We start from the raw sequence: 16,563 nt of genomic DNA on the forward strand, positions 1-16,563 counted from the left end.
CAGATTCGTCGAACACATCGGGTTGAGTCGACCTGGAACCGGCTCATGCCAGTTCGCACCGGAACAAGCTTAGACCCGAATCCGGGGAATCGAAAGGAGGACCAGCGGAGGGGTGCGACACTTGGTCGCAAAGAGGCAGGGAACTGCCGCATCCGGGAGAATGCGGCAGTAGAGCGGTCGAGATTTATTCGCGTTTGCCTTCGGCTTGCAAGCGCTCGGTGCTCAGACCGTGCGACAAGCTGTACACGTAGGCGGCGAGCAATTGCACCTTGTCGTTGCCGAGCAATTCATTCTGTGCCGGCATATGGCCCTGGCGGCCATGACGAATGGTCTGTTGCAACTGCGCCAGGCTTGTACCGTAGATAAATCCGGCTGGTTGCGTCAGATTCGGCGCGCCCATGGCTTCAGTGCCCTGGCCGTTTGCCCCATGACAGGCTACGCAGGTGGTGCTGAACGCTTGCTGTCCGGCGTGCAGATCGGCGGTGCTGTCTGCCGGCAATGGCAGGCCGGCCAGTTCATGACGCACATACGCGGCCACGTTCTTCACGCCGACATCACCGAGGATTTCACCCCAGGCCGGCATTGCCGCCATGCGACCGCCCATGATCGTGGTCTTGATCATCTCGGCATCGCCGCCCCAGCGCCAGTTGCTGTCGGCCAGGTTCGGGAAGCCGAAGGCACCCTTGGCATCCGAGCCGTGGCACACCGAGCAGTTGGACGCGAACAGACGACCACCCATTTTCAGCGCTTGCGGGTCATTGGCCACTTCTTCCACGGGCATGGCGGCAAATTTGGCGAAGATCGGCCCGAACCTGGCGTCGGCCTTGTTCATCTCCTTTTCCCATTCGTGGACGCCGGTCCAGCCATCCTCGTAACCCGGTAGAACGCCTTTCCAGTTGCCCAGGCCCGGATAAAGAATCAGGTAACCCACGGCAAACACCAGCGTGCCGGCGAACAGCATGAACCACCACTGCGGCAGCGGATTGTCGTACTCCTCGATGCCGTCGAAGCTGTGGCCCATGGTCTGGTCGACGCTGCCCTTGGTTTCGCCCTTGCGGGTGCCGATCAGCAGCCAGGTCAGGCCGATCAGGCTGCCGATGGTCAGTACGCAGATCCACGTACTCCAGAAGGTGGTCATGGCCGGGTACTCCTTGTTGTTGCAGGTTCTTGGGTGCTGTCGGGTTGCGGTTCGTCGGCGAACGGCAACAGGCGCGCTTCGGCGAATTCCGGGCCGCGCTTGCTGTTGAACACCCACAGGGTCAGGCCGACGAAGGCCACGAACACCACGACCGTGCCGAGGCCGCGGATCATTCCACTGCTCATCTCAAAGACCATGGCTCACCTCTTGCTCTTGATCGCAGTGCCGAGCACTTGCAGGTAGGCGACCAATGCGTCCATTTCGGTCTTGCCCTTGAGCGAGGCCACGCTGCCGGCGATGTCGTCGTCGGTGTACGGCACGCCCAGGGTGCGCATGGCCTTGATCTTGGTTTCGGTGTGGCTGCTGTCGACCGCCTGCGTGACCAGCCATGGGTAGGCAGGCATCTTCGACTCGGGCACGACGTTGCGCGGGTTGTACAAGTGCGCGCGGTGCCAGTCTTCGGAATAACGACCGCCGACCCGGGCCAGGTCCGGTCCGGTGCGCTTGGAACCCCAGAGAAACGGGTGATCCCAGACACTTTCACCGGCCACCGAGTAGTGCCCATAACGTTCGGTCTCGGCGCGAAACGGCCGGATCATCTGCGAGTGGCAACCGACGCAGCCTTCGCGGATGTAAATGTCGCGACCTTCCAGTTGCAACGCGGTGTAGGGCTTCATGCCTTCCACCGGTTTATTGGTCACGTCCTGGAAGAACAGCGGGACGATCTGGGTCAGACCGCCGATGCTCACGGCCAGCACCATCAGCAGCAACAGCAGGCCGACGTTTTTCTCGATTGTTTCGTGTTTCATGGCGGACTCCTCAGGCCATCTGCGCGGCAGCGGCGACTTCGGCAGGCTGCGAGGCCCGCACGGTGCGCCAGGTGTTGTAAGCCATCAGGAACATGCCGCTGAGGAAGATCGCACCGCCTACCAGACGCACGACGAAGCCTGGGTGGCTGGCCACCAGGGTTTCGACGAAGGAGTAGGTCAGCGTGCCGTCTTCGTTGACTGCGCGCCACATGAGGCCCTGGGCGATGCCGTTGACCCACATGGACGCGATGTACAGCACGGTGCCGATGGTGGCGAGCCAGAAGTGCGCGTTGATCAGGCCGATGCTGTGCATCTGCGGGCGACCGAAGATTTTCGGGATCATGTGGTACAGCGCGCCGATGGAAATCATCGCCACCCAGCCGAGTGCTCCGGCATGAACGTGGCCGATGGTCCAGTCGGTGTAGTGGGAGAGGGCGTTGACCGTCTTGATGGCCATCATCGGCCCTTCGAAGGTCGACATGCCGTAGAACGCCAGGGACACCACGAGGAAGCGCAGGATCGGGTCGCTGCGCAACTTATGCCAGGCGCCCGAGAGCGTCATCATCCCGTTGATCATTCCGCCCCAGCTCGGTGCCAGCAGGATCAGCGACATCACCATGCCCAGCGACTGCGCCCAGTCCGGCAACGCGGTGTAGTGCAAGTGGTGCGGGCCGGCCCAGATGTACAGGGTGATCAGCGCCCAAAAGTGCACGATGGATAAGCGATAGGAATACACCGGACGCTCGGCCTGTTTCGGCACGAAGTAGTACATCATCCCGAGGAAACCGGCGGTGAGGAAAAAGCCTACGGCGTTGTGGCCGTACCACCACTGGACCATGGCATCGGTCGCACCGGCGTACACCGAGTAGGACTTGGTGAAACTCACCGGCAATTCAACGTTGTTGACGATGTGCAAAATCGCCACGGTGATGATGAACGCACCGAAGAACCAGTTGCCGACGTAGATGTGCTTGGTCTTGCGCTTGGCCAATGTGCCGAAGAACACGATGGCGTAGGCGACCCAGACGATGGTGATCAGGATGTCGATCGGCCATTCCAGCTCGGCGTATTCCTTGGAGCTGGTGTAACCCAACGGCAGGCTGATGGCCGCCAGCAGGATCACCACTTGCCAGCCCCAGAAGCAGAAGGCGGCAACTGCGGGAGCAAATAAGCGGGTCTGGCACGTCCTTTGTACGGAGTACAACGAACTGGCGAACAGGGCGCAACCGCCGAAAGCGAAAATCACGGCGTTGGTGTGCAGCGGGCGCAACCGGCCGAAACTGGTCCACGGCAAATCGAAGTTGAGTTCCGGCCAGACCAATTGGGCCGCGAGAAAAACCCCGAGCCCCATGCCGACGATGCCCCACACCACCGTCATAATGGCGAATTGGCGGACCACCTTGTAGTTGTAGGCGGTACTGATAGAAGTGTTCATGGTTCCCCATCCACGGTTCAGCCGAAGTGAGCACGCTTGCAACAAAAAGGCTGCGCGTCCTTCGCCTGGAGTTATAGGCAGACTAAAAGCGAGGCAAGCATGGACAAACAGCACAAGGCCAGTATTGACGGGGATCAATGGGCGCGGTGTGTGCGGGATCATGGATGGTTATGGAATGCCGCCTCAGGACCTGCATCGGTAACCCTGATCCTCGCCCACGGTGCCGGCGCACCGATGGACAGCGGCTGGATGAACGACATGGCTGAACGCCTTGCCGGTCAAGGCGTCAACGTGCTGCGCTTCGAGTTTCCGTACATGGCGCAACGGCGTGTGGATGGGGGCAAGCGTCCACCGAATCCGGCACCGAAACTTTTGGAATGCTGGCGTGAGGTGTATGCCGTGGTGCGACGCCATGTCACTGGGCGTTTGGCCATTGGCGGCAAGTCCATGGGCGGGCGGATGGCCAGTCTTTTGGCGGATGAGCTGCAAGTGGACGCGCTACTGTGTCTGGGTTATCCGTTTTATGCGGTCGGTAAGCCGGAGAAACCTCGGGTCGAGCATTTGGCTTCTTTGCAGACTCGGACATTGATCGTGCAAGGCGAGCGGGATGCTCTCGGTAATCGGGAGGCGGTTGAGGGGTATTCGTTATCGCCGGGGATTGAGGTGTTTTGGTTGGGGGCAGGGGATCATGATTTGAAGCCGCTCAAGGTTTCTGGGTTTACGCATGAGCAGCATTTGGCTTCGGCGGCGGAGAAGGTTGCTGGGTTTCTCAAGGCTTCACCAAAATTCTGAACCGCATGGAGATCGGCTCCCTTTCCCCCTCGCCCCCTTGGAGGGAGAGGGCTGGGGTGAGGGGGGAGGATGTCAGCTGCAACACGGTTTTCGTTTGGGTACATATCCGTTGCTGCGGTAACGGCTGCTCAGAGACGCTCCCTAGTGAATGCTCTTTTCCAAGAAAAGGCCAGAATCGGAGCGCTTGGCTTGATTCTGACCTTGATTAAATTGCTCCGGTAAGTACGTTTAAAGTACACGAACCGTTACGCCATAAGGGCTACAACACCTTGCGTCGTTGCCTACGCCTACACCAGAATCCCCCGGCTTACACGGCTATGGGGCGGGCTATATCGTTTCCCTGTCACTGAAAAACAGTGATCGGGTTTGGTAGCCCGCTCGTTTACGGTCGTATGGCATCACCTTATGCAGCCTCTTTTTTGCGGCTCAGTTTTATATGGTGGGCATGCGTGGGGCTCATTCGTGAGCGCCGGGTTCCGTATTCGACCGGTCTACCAACCCGCGCATGGCCGCCACCCGCCGTTTGGTAGCGAGGGTGATGGCTCCTATTTTTCGATACGGAGCTTCATATATGTTCAAAGCCACACCAAACCCACCAGAAGTCGACCCAATCCCCCACGACCCCGAGCTTGAGTCTCAAAAGACAAAAGAAGCCGCCGACCGCGCACTCGACTTTTACCTCGGCACTGAAATTCCGAAGTACTTTCCGCCCAAGGCCCGCCCCATCTACATGGTCGATCCCACGCTCGATGACGAAACGCTGCTCGTCGAAGCCAGTGAATCACTGTCGTCAGCCAACGCCATGGCCGGCAATATCGCCAACTCGGTGAGAGGCCCGGAGCGCAAGCCGCTGCTGGCGCTGCAACAACTGATTATGTTGAACGAGCTGCTGGTGAATCGACTGCTGGACAGGCTCCGTTTGCCGCAGTAACCGCGAATAACGCCAAATCAAAAACAAAAAAACCGGATAGCTTTCACTATCTGGTTTTTTTGTTATCACCCCACTCAATGCGTGTTCCGAGAACTGGCCAGCCTGTTGGTCAGAAGTCATCGAGGTCCAGGTAGATGACTTTTCCCACAACCCATGGCTCAACAATCTCGCAATGCACGGTGCGCAGGAATGAGCCCCACTCACTCCGGTTATGGGCATCCGGGCCAGTGATCGTCAGCAAAAGGTATTCATCCCGGAAAGCGTCGTAGGCGTAGATAAGCCAGAAGTCGTTGTCAGGATCGTCAACCAGGGCGGTTCGATAATACTGGCGGTCTATTTTTGCCCATCGTGCCTGGATCGCTTGGGTGCTGGCCAGGTGGATGTGGTGCATATCGCTGAGGTCGAGTCGTTCGTCTCGTCCGAAAATAGCGGGCAGTTCACCGCACACTTTGTAGTTATAAAAATGAGCGGCGAAGTTTTTCCAATTGCTGATTTGTTCAAAAAGCGCAGAGATTTTGACGGCTGGCATCTATGGCTACTTTGTTATGGGTAGCTTGCCAGTGATCACATATTTATCGAACGCTTTCTGCCCATCACGCGCGGCTTGCCGGACATCAAGAAAAGTCAGTTCATCGCGAACGACTTTTTTGACCGGCTTGTCGATCTTTCTGGTGGTGGCCATCGGAGCCTCCAAAGGAGATGTATTCATGCTGACCAGCTTAAGGGATTGGGTTTCTACCGGCAAACGATAGAGCGGACCCAAAAAGTGCACCAGTCAGCGGATTCTGGCGTGCTTGTAGGGCATGGCGCCCCTATGTGTAGTCACGCGGTGAGCCACAATAAAAAACCCGGAAGCTCTCGCTATCCGGGTTTTTTGCATTACCAATTCAATCAGCGGTTAAACCGCTCCACCAACGAATACTGCGTATTCGCCGTCTTCGTCAGCTCTTCACTCAACAACGCCGAATGCTGCGCCTGTTCCGAAGTCTGATCCGCCAGTTGCGAGATGTTGCTGATGTTGCGGCTGATCTCTTCAGCCACCGCACTTTGCTCTTCGGTCGCGGCAGCGATCTGGGTGGTCATGTCGGTGATGTTGGCCACCGCTTCGCTGATCCCCACCAGCGCCTGATCCGCTTCCAATACCCGCGCCACGCCTTCTTCCGCCTGGCGATGCCCGGCTTCCATGGTTTGCACCGCGGTGCTGGCGGTCTGTTGCAGCTTGGCGATCAGGGCGTGAATCTGCCCGGTGGATTCGCTGGTGCGTTGTGCCAGTTGGCGCACTTCGTCAGCCACCACCGCAAAACCACGGCCCATCTCGCCGGCACGCGCGGCTTCGATAGCAGCGTTGAGGGCCAGCAGGTTGGTCTGGTCGGCGATGCCTTTGATTACATCGACCACGCCGCCGATTTCGTCGCTGTCCTTGGCCAGTTGGGTCACGGTCAGGCCGGTTTCACCGACCACCACCGACAAGCGCTGGATGGCTTCGCGGGTTTCCCCGGCGATGTCGCGACCGCGACCGGTCAGGCGATTGGCTTCCTGAGTGGCGTCGGCGGTGCGCTGTACGTGGCTGGCGACTTCCTGCGTGGTGGCGGCCATCTGATTGACGGCGGTGGCCACTTGCTCGGTTTCGACCCGTTGACGTTCCAGGCCCGTGGAACTGTTGTGGGCCAGGGCGTCGGACTGCTTCGCTTGCTCGGTCAGGTGCTCGGCGGTGTCCTGCAGGCGGGTCAGGCAGGTTTTCAGGCGGGCTTCCTGGCTGAGGATCGACATTTCCAGACGCGCTTGAGCGCCGCGACTGTCGGTGTACATCTGCGCGATCAGCGGGTCAGAAGTGGTTTGCTCGGCCAGGCGCAGCAAGCGCTTGAGGCCACGCTGTTGCCAGCTCAGTCCCAACAGGCCCAGGGGCACCGAAAGACCGGCGGCGAGGGCGAAGCCCCACTGGGAGTTAAGGGATGCGCCGATCATGAAGCTCAGCTGGCTGACCAAAATGAACGGCAGCCAGTCCTGAAGCACCGGCAACCATTTGTCTGTCGAAGGTACGGCCGACTTGCCTTGGTTGATGCGTTGGTAGAGCGCTTCGGCACGGCGGATCTGCTCGGCGGTGGGTTTGACCCGCACCGATTCGTAACCGACGACCTGATTGCCTTCGAAAACCGGTGTGACATAGGCGTTAACCCAGTAGTGGTCACCGGTCTTGCAGCGATTCTTGACAATGCCCATCCATGGCAAGCCTTGTTTCAGTGTGCCCCACATGTGCGCGAACACCGCGGCCGGGACGTCGGGGTGACGGACCAGGTTATGCGGCGCACGGATCAGCTCCTCACGAGAAAACCCGCTGATTTCGACGAAGGCGTCGTTGCAGTAGGTGATCACGCCCTTGGCATCGGTGGTGGAAATCAACCGTTGCTGAGCCGGGAAGGTCCGTTCGCGTTGTGTGGTGGGCTGGTTGTTACGCATGGCTTTTTCAATCCGCAAGGCTTTGAGAGGTTGTCGGCGGCGTCAGGATTTTATTGAAATTATTTTTCAATAATCAGCGGCGCGTCGCAAAACGGCCATTGCATCAGCCGGCGAGCATCGGGTAAGTGAACAGTGCGAAATGCAGCAGGTTCAGGCCGAAGTGGGTGGCGATGGCCGCCCCCAAACCGCCAAAACGGTAGGCCAGACCATAGCCGACACCTGCCAGACCCGCCAGCAGCACCCAGTGCCAACCCGCCCCCACATGCACCAGGCCGAACAGCAGCGATGCGAGCAGCAACGCCAGGTTTTCACCGTAGGGCAGGTGTTTGAAGTGCCGGCTCAGACCGCCCTGGATGTAACCACGAAACAGCGCTTCCTCCACCAGCGTCACCAGCAGCAGATTGTTCAGCACCCACAACCCGGCTTGATCCGGCCACTTCGGTGCCCAACTGATCACACCCAGCACAAGTGCGCCGCCCAAAGCCAAGACGGCGCTCAAAGTCAGGGCGAGTGCTGTGGCATAAGCTGAAAGGCGCAGGGAACGCCGGCCGACAATCCACGGGCACACCAGTAACAGCCAGAAGCCGATCAGGGGTTTGTCCTGATTCAGATACATGGAAAACGGCACGGCATCGTCGGTGAAGCGTTGCGGATCGATGCCGCGACCGTTGTAGAAACCTGGCAGCCAGTGCATCGCCAGGGCCAGGGCCAGGATGATGAACACGGCGTGGCCGAGGTAGCGAGCGACGGGAATCTTTTGCTGACGGACCGCGAAACCGGCGACCAGCAGCAGCGCGACGGAGATGCCGGCCAGCCAGCCGAGTTGGCCGTAGGTCAGGGCGAGGGCGTAGCCGAGGGAGAGAAGGGCCAGGTAAGTCCATGGCAGGGCGAGCATAAATTAGTCCTTTGAGGCTGAAGAGCTTTTGTGGCGAGGGAGCTTGCTCCCGCTGGGGTGCGAAGCAGCCCCAAACCCGGTGACCCGAAACTTCAGTCAGATCGCATCGGCTTGATTTCCGACTGCTCGCAGTCGAGCGGGAGCAAGCTCCCTCGCCACAAAGTGTGCAGTGTTTGCGGGGCGCGATTATAAACAGGCCCAAACAAAAACACCGCCCGAAGGCGGTGTCTGTATCAGCAGGCGGTTACGACGCAATCAACTGCCGCAACACGTAATGCAAAATCCCCCCTGACTTGAAGTACTCGACTTCATTGAGCGTATCGATCCGGCACAACACCTCGACTTTCTCGCGGCTGCCATCCTCGCGGGTGATGATGAGTGTCAGGTTCATCCGCGGCGTCAACTCCACGCCGGTCAAACCCAGGATGTCCAGCGTTTCCTTGCCGGTCAGGTTCAGGCTTTTGCGGTTCTGATCCAGCTTGAACTGCAACGGCAGCACGCCCATGCCCACCAGGTTGGAGCGGTGAATCCGCTCGAAGCTTTCAGCGATCACCGCCTTCACTCCCAGCAGATTGGTGCCCTTGGCCGCCCAGTCGCGGCTCGAGCCGGTGCCGTATTCTTGCCCGGCGATCACCACCAGCGGCGTGCCAGAGGCTTGATAACGCATGGCGGCGTCGTAGATCGGCATCCTTTCCCCGGTCGGAATGTAGATCGTGTTGCCGCCTTCTTCGCCGCTGAGCATCTCGTTGCGGATGCGGATATTGGCAAAGGTGCCGCGCATCATCACTTCGTGGTTGCCGCGACGCGAACCGTAGGAGTTGAAGTCACGCGGTTCCACGCCTTTCTCGCGCAGGTAATGACCGGCCGGGCTGTCAGCCTTGATGTTGCCGGCGGGGGAGATGTGGTCGGTGGTCACCGAGTCGCCGAGGAGCGCGAGGACCCTGGCGCCGGCGACGTCCTTGACCACGGGCGGTGGCCCGCCGATTTCATCGAAGAATGGCGGATGCTGGATGTAAGTCGAATCGTCCTGCCAGACATACGTCGCCGCTTGCGGCACTTCAATCGCTTGCCATTGCTCGTCGCCGGCAAACACTTCGGCGTATTCCTTGTGGAACATGGCGGTGTTGACCTGATTCACGGCGTCGGCAATCTCTTGGGTACTCGGCCAGATGTCCCGCAAGTACACAGGATTGCCGTTCTTGTCGTTGCCCAATGGCTCGCTGCTGATGTCGGTCCGCACCGTACCCGCCAGCGCATAGGCCACGACCAGCGGCGGGGAGGCGAGCCAGTTGGTTTTCACCAGCGGATGCACCCGGCCTTCAAAGTTACGGTTACCCGACAGCACCGAGGCGACGGTCAGGTCGGCAGCCTGAATGGCTTTTTCGATCGGTTCCGGCAAGGGCCCGGAGTTGCCGATGCAGGTGGTGCAGCCGTAGCCGACCAAGGCAAAACCCAGTTCATCGAGGTATTGGGTCAGGCCGGCAGCCTTGTAGTAGTCGGTGACCACTTTCGAGCCGGGGGCCAGGGAACTCTTGACCCACGGTTTGCGCTTGAGGCCTTTCTCCACGGCTTTTTTCGCCACCAGCCCGGCGGCCATCATCACGCTTGGGTTGGAGGTGTTGGTGCAGGACGTGATCGCGGCGATCACCACCGCGCCGTTTTTCAGACGATACACCTGGCCGTCGTATTCGTAATCAGCTTCACCGGCCAGATCGGCATTGCCCACCGCGACGCCACCACCGCCTTCGCTTTCCAGGCGACCGACTTCCTTGCTGGTGGGTTTGAATTGCAGGTCGATGAAGTCACTGAACGCTTGCGCGACATTCGGCAGCGAGACCCGGTCCTGTGGGCGTTTCGGCCCGGCCAGGCTGGCTTCGACGCTGCCCATGTCCAGCGCCAGGGTGTCGGTGAACACCGGTTCCTGGCCCGGCAGGCGCCACAGACCCTGGGCTTTACTGTAGGCCTCGACCAGTTTCACGGTTTCAAGTGGGCGACCGGACAGCCGCAGATACTCCAGGGTGATGTCGTCCACCGGGAAAAAGCCGCAAGTGGCGCCGTACTCAGGGGCCATGTTGGCAATGGTCGCGCGGTCGGCCAGCGGTAGATCGGCGAGGCCGTCACCGTAGAACTCGACGAATTTTCCGACCACGCCTTTCTTGCGCAACATCTGCGTGACGGTCAGCACCAGGTCGGTGGCGGTGATGCCTTCCTTTAGCTTGCCGGTGAGTTTGAAGCCGATCACTTCCGGGATCAGCATCGACACCGGCTGGCCCAGCATCGCTGCTTCCGCTTCAATCCCGCCGACACCCCAGCCAAGCACGCCGAGGCCGTTGATCATGGTGGTGTGGGAGTCGGTGCCGACCAGGGTGTCCGGGAAGGCGTAGGTGCGGCCGTCCTCGTCCTTGGTCCAGACCGTGCGGCCCAGATATTCCAGATTGACCTGGTGGCAAATGCCCGTGCCCGGCGGCACCACGCTGAAGTTGTCGAAGGCGCTCTGGCCCCATCGCAGGAACGCGTAACGCTCGCCGTTACGCTGCATTTCGATGTCGACGTTCTGTTCGAAGGCGCTGGAACTGCCAAATTTGTCGACCATCACCGAGTGGTCGATCACCAGATCCACCGGCGACAGCGGATTGATACGCTGCGGGTCGCCGCCGGCCTTGGCCATGGCGGCGCGCATGGCGGCCAGGTCGACCACGGCGGGAACGCCGGTAAAGTCCTGCATTAATACCCGCGCGGGACGGTATTGAATTTCGCGGTCTGAGCGACGCTCCTTGAGCCAGGCGGCAATCGCCCGAAGGTCGGCGCCGGTGACGGTTTTTTCATCTTCCCAGCGCAGCAGGTTTTCCAGCAGCACTTTCAACGACATGGGCAGCTTGTCCAGATCGCCGAGGCTTTTGGCGGCATCCGGCAAGCTGAAATAGTGATAGGTCTTGTCGTCGATTTCTAAAGTTTTAAGGGTTTTCAGGCTATCGAGGGACGGCATTGAAATGACTCCTTTGGGTCCGCACGGCTACGGACTGACGGGACAGACAGAGCCCTTAACCTAGCCCTGTTCATTCGTTAAAGCTAATAACTGGACTCTATGGCCAAGTCCAAGGTTGCGAACTCGGCTATCATGCGCCGGTTTTCGTGACAGGCTTTGCTTCAACGCAAGCCTGGGCATCGCGCAGTGGCTGAATTCTTCGCCAACTGCCCAGGAGTAAGAATGAACACCCTCTTTATGCATTGCCGGCCGGGCTTCGAAGGCGAAGTCTGTTCCGAGATTTCCGAACACGCCGCACGGCTGAATGTGGCCGGTTATGCCAAGGCCAAGACCGCCAGCGCCTGCGCCGAATTCATCTGCACCGAAGAAGACGGCGCCGAGCGCCTGATGCGCGGCCAGCGTTTCGCCGAGCTGATCTTTCCACGCCAATGGGCCCGCGGGATCTTCATCGACCTGCCGGAAACCGACCGTATCAGCGTGATCCTCGCCCACATGGCGGACTTCCCGCTGTGCGGCAGCCTGTGGCTGGAAATGGTCGACACCAACGATGGCAAGGAACTGTCGAACTTCTGCAAGAAATTCGAAGGCCACCTGCGCAAAGCGCTGATGGCGGCCGGCAAGTTGGTGGAAGACGCGCACAAACCGCGCCTGCTGCTGACCTTCAAAAGCGGCCGTGAAGTGTTCATGGGCCTGGCCGAGTCCAACAACTCGGCGATGTGGCCGATGGGCATTCCGCGGCTGAAGTTTCCCCGCGAAGCGCCAAGTCGTTCGACGCTGAAGCTGGAAGAGGCGTGGCACCACTTCATCCCTCGCGATCAGTGGGATGAGCGCTTGCACAGCGACATGACCGGGGTCGACCTCGGAGCCGCACCCGGCGGCTGGACCTGGCAACTGGTCAACCGTGGCATGCTGGTGACCGCGATCGACAACGGTCCGATGGCCGAAAGCCTGATGGACACCGGTCTGGTGCAGCACTTGATGGCCGACGGTTTCACCTTCAAGCCCCGGCAGCCGGTGGACTGGATGGTCTGCGACATCGTCGAGAAACCGGCGCGCAACGCCGCAATGCTGGAAGAGTGGATTGGCGAGGGCCATTGCCGCGAAGCGGTGGTCAACCTGAAGTTGCCGATGAAACAGCGTTACGCCGAAGTGAAACGCTTGCTGGAGCGCATTGCCGAGGGGTTCAAGGAGCGCGGGATTCGGGTCGAGATCGGCTGTAAACAGCTGTATCACGACCGTGAAGAAGTAACCTGCCACTTGCGCCGGATTGATGTGAAAAAAACAAAATCCCGATAAAGCATTAGGCCCCTGTAGGAGCGAGGCTTGCCCGCGAAGGCCACACCTCGGTCCTACAGATACACCGCAGCGCGGCCTTCGCGGGCAAGCCTCGCTCCTACAGGGGCGGGGGTGATGCACGCAACAGATGACCGAACACCCGGCAATGCGCGACAATGCCGGCCAGTTTCAGGAGTGAATCATGAGTGAAATGCTTGATACGCCGGTAGACGGCACCCTCGACGCCACCGGCCTCAACTGCCCGGAACCGGTGATGATGCTGCACCAGCACATCCGAGACCTGGCACCCGGCGGCCTGCTCAAGGTGATCGCGACCGACCCGTCGACCCGTCGCGACATTCCCAAGTTCTGCGTGTTTCTTGACCATGAACTGGTTGCGCAGCACGAAGAGGCAGGCGCCTACCTCTACTGGATCCGCAAGAAGTCCGATTGACCCACAAAAAACTACTGTGGGAGCCAGCCTGCTGGCGATGGCTGATTCAAACTCAACATCATTGTTGACTGAATCACCGCAATCGCCAGCAGGCTGGCTCCCACAGGGTCAACTCAGCCCGTTGCGGATCCGTTTGCGTGCACTGCGCGTCAGGCGGATCGACAGCATCAACGCCGCGCAACTCAAGCCCACGATCAAACCCTGCCACAGCCCGCTCGGGCCGCTCGGCGTGCCGAACCAGTCGGTCAGGCCCAGCGCGTAACCCACCGGCAAACCGATCCCCCAATAGGCGAACAGCGTCAGGATCATCGTCACCCGAGTGTCCTGATAACCGCGCAGTGCGCCGGCCGCAGTGACCTGGATTGCGTCGGAAAACTGGAACAGCGCCGAATACACAATCAGCATCGCCGCGACCTGAATCACCGTCGGGTCGGCGGTGTAGATCGTTGCAATGTGTTCGCGCAGCAACAGCATCATGCTCGCTGAAATGCACGCATACGCCAGCGCCGTGCCCATGCCGACACCGGCGGCGAAGCGCGCTTCACGCGGTTCCTGGCGACCGAGCGCCTGGCCGACCCGCACGGTCACGGCCATGCCGAGGGAGTAGGGGATCATGAACACCAGCGAGCTGAAGTTCAGGGCGATCTGGTGTCCTGCAACCACAGTGGCGCCGAGGCTGCCGATCAGCAGGGCGATCACGGCGAAGATGCTCGACTCGGCGAACACCGCGATGCCGATCGGCAGGCCGATGCCCAGCAGGCGTTTGATCACCGACCATTGCGGCCAGTCGAAACGGCTGAACAACTGGCTCGACTGATACGCCGGAGCCCAGCGTTCCCAGCCGACCATGCCCAGCGCCATCACCCACATCACAATCGCCGTGGCCCAGCCGCAACCGACACCGCCCATGGCCGGCACACCGAAGTGCCCATAGATGAAGATGTAGTTCAGCGGGATATTCAGCGCCAACCCGCACAGGCCGAGGACCATCGCCGGACGCGTACGCCCCAGTCCGTCACTGAAGCAACGCAGCACATGGTAGAAGGCGACGGCGGGCAGGCCGCTGGCGATGCCGTGCAGGTATTGCATGCACGGGCCGATCAGTTCGGGATCGACCTTCATTATGTGCAGGATCGGTTCGGCACTGAACAGCATGCCGGTTGCCATCAAACCCACCACCAAGGCCAGCCATAACGCCTGACGCACGATCGGACCGATCTCGCTGTGGGTGCCGGCACCGAAGCGCTGGGCGACTTTCGGGGTGGTGGCCAGCAAGGTGCCGGTCATCAACAGAAACACCGGAACCCAGATCGAGTTGCCGAGCGCCACGGCCGCCAGATCGCGCGGGCCGACCCGACCCGCCATCACCGCATCGACGAAGCCCATGGCGGTGGTCGCCAGTTGCGCGATCATGATCGGCAGCGCCAGGCCGAGCAGGTTTTTCAGCTCCAGGCGAACCCGGGCCGGGCGTGAGAGGGAAGTAGCGGCGGGGCGGTCAGTCACGGAATTCAAGGGCGAAACGTCCAAAGATTTTGATGCACGAGGCGGCGCATTCTACGCCTTGACGCAGTGGTCAGGAAAAGTCCTGTGTTACCTATTTGTAATCGGTTTTCGAACGTGACGACATTTCCTGTGGCGACTCAACCATGTAGCAGCTGCCGAGCTGCGCGAGGCTGCGTCCGGCGACGAAGTCGTCGTGAAATCATCCCCTGCGGAGTGTCAGGAAACCGCGTTTGCAGGGTTTACGACGACTGCGTCGCCGGACGCAGCCTCGCGCAGCTCGGCAGCTGCTACAAGGGAGTTCAATGCCCGCTGGCCCGCAATGGTCATCTACGCCTACACTGCCGATCCGCCAAAGGAGCCTGCCATGCTGATTGTTGCCGACGAAAATATCCCGCTGCTCGATGCCTTCTTCGAAGGGTTCGGCGAAATCCGCCGGGTGCCGGGACGTTCCATCGACCGCGCCACCGTCGAGCAGGCCGATGTGCTTCTGGTGCGATCGGTGACCAACGTCAATCGCGCGTTGCTCGAAGGCAGCAAGGTGCGCTTTGTCGGCACCTGCACCATCGGCACGGATCACTTGGATCTGGATTACTTTCAGCAGGCCGGCATTACCTGGTCCAGCGCGCCCGGCTGCAATGCCCGGGGCGTGGTCGACTACGTGCTTGGCAGTCTGCTGACCCTGGCCGAAATCGAAGGCGCTGACCTGACTCAACGCACTTACGGCGTGGTCGGTGCCGGCGAAGTCGGCGGTCGACTGGTCAACGTCTTGAAAGGCCTGGGCTGGAACGTGCTGGTCTGTGATCCGCCAAGGCAAGCCGCAGAAGGTGGCGATTACGTCAGCCTCGAACAGATCGTCGAGCAGTGCGACGTCATCAGTCTGCACACCCCTTTGAAGAAACACGGCTCACAATCGACCTGGCATCTGTTCGATAAAAGTCGTTTGAGCCAACTCAAGCCGGGCACCTGGCTGATCAACGCCAGTCGTGGCCCGGTGGTGGACAACGCCGCTTTGCGCCAGGTGTTGTTGCAGCGCGAAGACCTGCAAGCGGTACTCGACGTCTGGGAAGGCGAGCCTGAAGTCGATGTGGCGCTGGCCGAACTCTGCGTGCTGGCGACGCCGCACATTGCCGGCTACAGCCTCGATGGCAAGCAGCGAGGGACAGCGCAGATCTATCAGGCGTATTGCGACTTTATCGGGCAACCGGCCCTGGTCAGCTTGAGCGATTTGCTGCCGGCGCCGTGGTTGTCGCAAGTGACCCTGAATGCTGAAAGCAATCCGGCCTGGGCGCTGGCGATGATTTGCCGCGGTGTGTACGACCCACGCCGGGACGATGCGGATTTCCGACGCAGCCTTGTAGGCAATGTGAGCGAGCAGCGTGCGGCGTTTGATGCGTTGCGCAAACATTATCCGCAGCGGCGGGAGATTGACGGGTTGACGGTGCGGATTGAGGGGAGTTCGCCTGAGTTGTTGAAGATAGTGGCGGCGTTGGGTGCAACGGCAGTTTAGAGACCGAGTCGGCCCTTTCGCGGGCAAGCCTCGCTCCTACAGGATGAACGCGACTCCGAAATTGACGCACGACCTGTAGGAGCGAGGCTTGCCCGCGAATAGCTGCACCGCAATTCCCGGATAAGCACCCATAAAAAACCCGGCCATCAAGGCCGGGTCAAGAAGACGGTGGCTATATCACTTTTGTTCGGCAGGCTTGACCAATCGCTGTTCCAGTTCGCTGCAGGCTTCCTGGATCATGCTTTCAGTGATCGGTACTTCGCGCCCATCCTTATCAATAATCGAGCAACCCAGAGACTGGTTTGGCTGCGTGCGGATCACTTCAATTTTGTCTTCGCTGCTGTTTTGCAAGGACATGGCCTGTCTCCTCATCAGGTTGTG

The 16,563-nt window shown here is 60.1% G+C and carries 16 protein-coding genes; 5 read left to right on the plus strand and 11 right to left on the minus strand.

Going from position 1 to position 16,563, the window contains the following annotated elements:
- Positions 1 to 184: 184 nt before the first annotated feature.
- From ccoP to ccoN, 4 genes are read right to left on the minus strand one after another with little or no spacing between them, the layout of a single operon-like run.
- Positions 185 to 1,138 carry a cytochrome-c oxidase, cbb3-type subunit III gene (ccoP, locus tag ACYZT6_RS07860; protein ID WP_462026386.1) on the minus strand — a complete coding sequence of 318 codons (954 nt, stop codon included), beginning with the start codon at positions 1,136 to 1,138 and terminating at the stop codon, positions 185 to 187.
- Complete coding sequence (locus ACYZT6_RS07865; RefSeq protein WP_462026387.1) at positions 1,135 to 1,335, minus strand: cbb3-type cytochrome oxidase subunit 3; 201 nt, start codon at positions 1,333 to 1,335, stop codon at positions 1,135 to 1,137. The genes ccoP and ACYZT6_RS07865 overlap by 4 nt, the downstream gene beginning before the upstream one ends.
- 3 nt (positions 1,336 to 1,338) lie before the next feature.
- Positions 1,339 to 1,947: a cytochrome-c oxidase, cbb3-type subunit II gene (ccoO, locus tag ACYZT6_RS07870; RefSeq protein WP_462026388.1), complete on the minus strand. Its 609-nt coding sequence runs from the start codon at positions 1,945 to 1,947 to the stop codon at positions 1,339 to 1,341.
- A 10-nt stretch (positions 1,948 to 1,957) separates the two neighbouring features.
- The gene (ccoN, locus tag ACYZT6_RS07875) at positions 1,958 to 3,382 is read right to left on the minus strand and encodes a cytochrome-c oxidase, cbb3-type subunit I (protein ID WP_462026389.1); all 1,425 of its coding nucleotides are present in this window, start codon (positions 3,380 to 3,382) and stop codon (positions 1,958 to 1,960) included.
- Between the two features lie 99 nt (positions 3,383 to 3,481).
- Here ccoN and ACYZT6_RS07880 point away from each other — a divergent pair, with 99 nt between their 5' ends.
- Both ACYZT6_RS07880 and ACYZT6_RS07885 read left to right on the plus strand, forming a co-directional pair.
- Positions 3,482 to 4,174, plus strand: a complete 693-nt coding sequence (locus ACYZT6_RS07880; RefSeq protein WP_462026390.1) for an alpha/beta family hydrolase — start codon at positions 3,482 to 3,484, stop codon at positions 4,172 to 4,174.
- A gap of 571 nt (positions 4,175 to 4,745) precedes the next feature.
- Positions 4,746 to 5,105: a DUF6124 family protein gene (locus ACYZT6_RS07885; protein ID WP_462026391.1), complete on the plus strand. Its 360-nt coding sequence runs from the start codon at positions 4,746 to 4,748 to the stop codon at positions 5,103 to 5,105.
- A gap of 109 nt (positions 5,106 to 5,214) precedes the next feature.
- On the opposite strand, the gene ACYZT6_RS07890 is transcribed toward ACYZT6_RS07885, so the two are convergent.
- The 5 genes from ACYZT6_RS07890 to acnA form a co-directional block, all read right to left on the minus strand.
- Complete coding sequence (locus ACYZT6_RS07890) at positions 5,215 to 5,634, minus strand: type II toxin-antitoxin system YafO family toxin (RefSeq protein ID WP_461958005.1); 420 nt, start codon at positions 5,632 to 5,634, stop codon at positions 5,215 to 5,217.
- Between the two features lie 6 nt (positions 5,635 to 5,640).
- A complete protein-coding gene (locus ACYZT6_RS07895; protein ID WP_462026392.1) occupies positions 5,641 to 5,868 on the minus strand; it encodes a hypothetical protein in 228 nt (75 codons plus the stop codon).
- Positions 5,869 to 5,996: 128 nt separating this feature from the next.
- Positions 5,997 to 7,562 (minus strand): methyl-accepting chemotaxis protein, encoded by a 1,566-nt coding sequence (locus ACYZT6_RS07900; RefSeq protein WP_462026393.1) that lies wholly within the window; start codon positions 7,560 to 7,562, stop codon positions 5,997 to 5,999.
- 103 nt (positions 7,563 to 7,665) lie between these two features.
- A complete protein-coding gene (locus tag ACYZT6_RS07905) occupies positions 7,666 to 8,457 on the minus strand; it encodes a lysostaphin resistance A-like protein (RefSeq protein ID WP_462026394.1) in 792 nt (263 codons plus the stop codon).
- 244 nt (positions 8,458 to 8,701) lie between these two features.
- Complete coding sequence (gene acnA / locus ACYZT6_RS07910; RefSeq protein ID WP_462026395.1) at positions 8,702 to 11,443, minus strand: aconitate hydratase AcnA; 2,742 nt, start codon at positions 11,441 to 11,443, stop codon at positions 8,702 to 8,704.
- 222 nt (positions 11,444 to 11,665) lie between these two features.
- Between acnA and rlmM the strand changes: the two genes are divergently transcribed.
- Together rlmM and tusA are read left to right on the plus strand one after the other, a co-directional pair.
- On the plus strand, positions 11,666 to 12,739 hold the full coding sequence (gene rlmM / locus ACYZT6_RS07915) for a 23S rRNA (cytidine(2498)-2'-O)-methyltransferase RlmM (protein WP_462026396.1): 1,074 nt from the start codon (positions 11,666 to 11,668) through the stop codon (positions 12,737 to 12,739).
- A 181-nt stretch (positions 12,740 to 12,920) separates the two neighbouring features.
- Complete coding sequence (gene tusA / locus ACYZT6_RS07920; RefSeq protein ID WP_462026397.1) at positions 12,921 to 13,172, plus strand: sulfurtransferase TusA; 252 nt, start codon at positions 12,921 to 12,923, stop codon at positions 13,170 to 13,172.
- A 108-nt stretch (positions 13,173 to 13,280) separates the two neighbouring features.
- Here tusA and ACYZT6_RS07925 read toward each other — a convergent pair whose 3' ends face one another.
- Positions 13,281 to 14,684 carry an MATE family efflux transporter gene (locus ACYZT6_RS07925; RefSeq protein WP_462026398.1) on the minus strand — a complete coding sequence of 468 codons (1,404 nt, stop codon included), beginning with the start codon at positions 14,682 to 14,684 and terminating at the stop codon, positions 13,281 to 13,283.
- Positions 14,685 to 15,039: 355 nt separating this feature from the next.
- Between ACYZT6_RS07925 and pdxB the strand changes: the two genes are divergently transcribed.
- Positions 15,040 to 16,182: a 4-phosphoerythronate dehydrogenase PdxB gene (gene pdxB / locus ACYZT6_RS07930; protein WP_462026399.1), complete on the plus strand. Its 1,143-nt coding sequence runs from the start codon at positions 15,040 to 15,042 to the stop codon at positions 16,180 to 16,182.
- A 177-nt stretch (positions 16,183 to 16,359) separates the two neighbouring features.
- Here pdxB and ACYZT6_RS07935 read toward each other — a convergent pair whose 3' ends face one another.
- Positions 16,360 to 16,539 (minus strand): PA1571 family protein, encoded by a 180-nt coding sequence (locus ACYZT6_RS07935; RefSeq protein WP_462026400.1) that lies wholly within the window; start codon positions 16,537 to 16,539, stop codon positions 16,360 to 16,362.
- Positions 16,540 to 16,563 lie beyond the last annotated feature (24 nt).

The organism is Pseudomonas sp. RT6P73 (assembly GCF_054897715.1).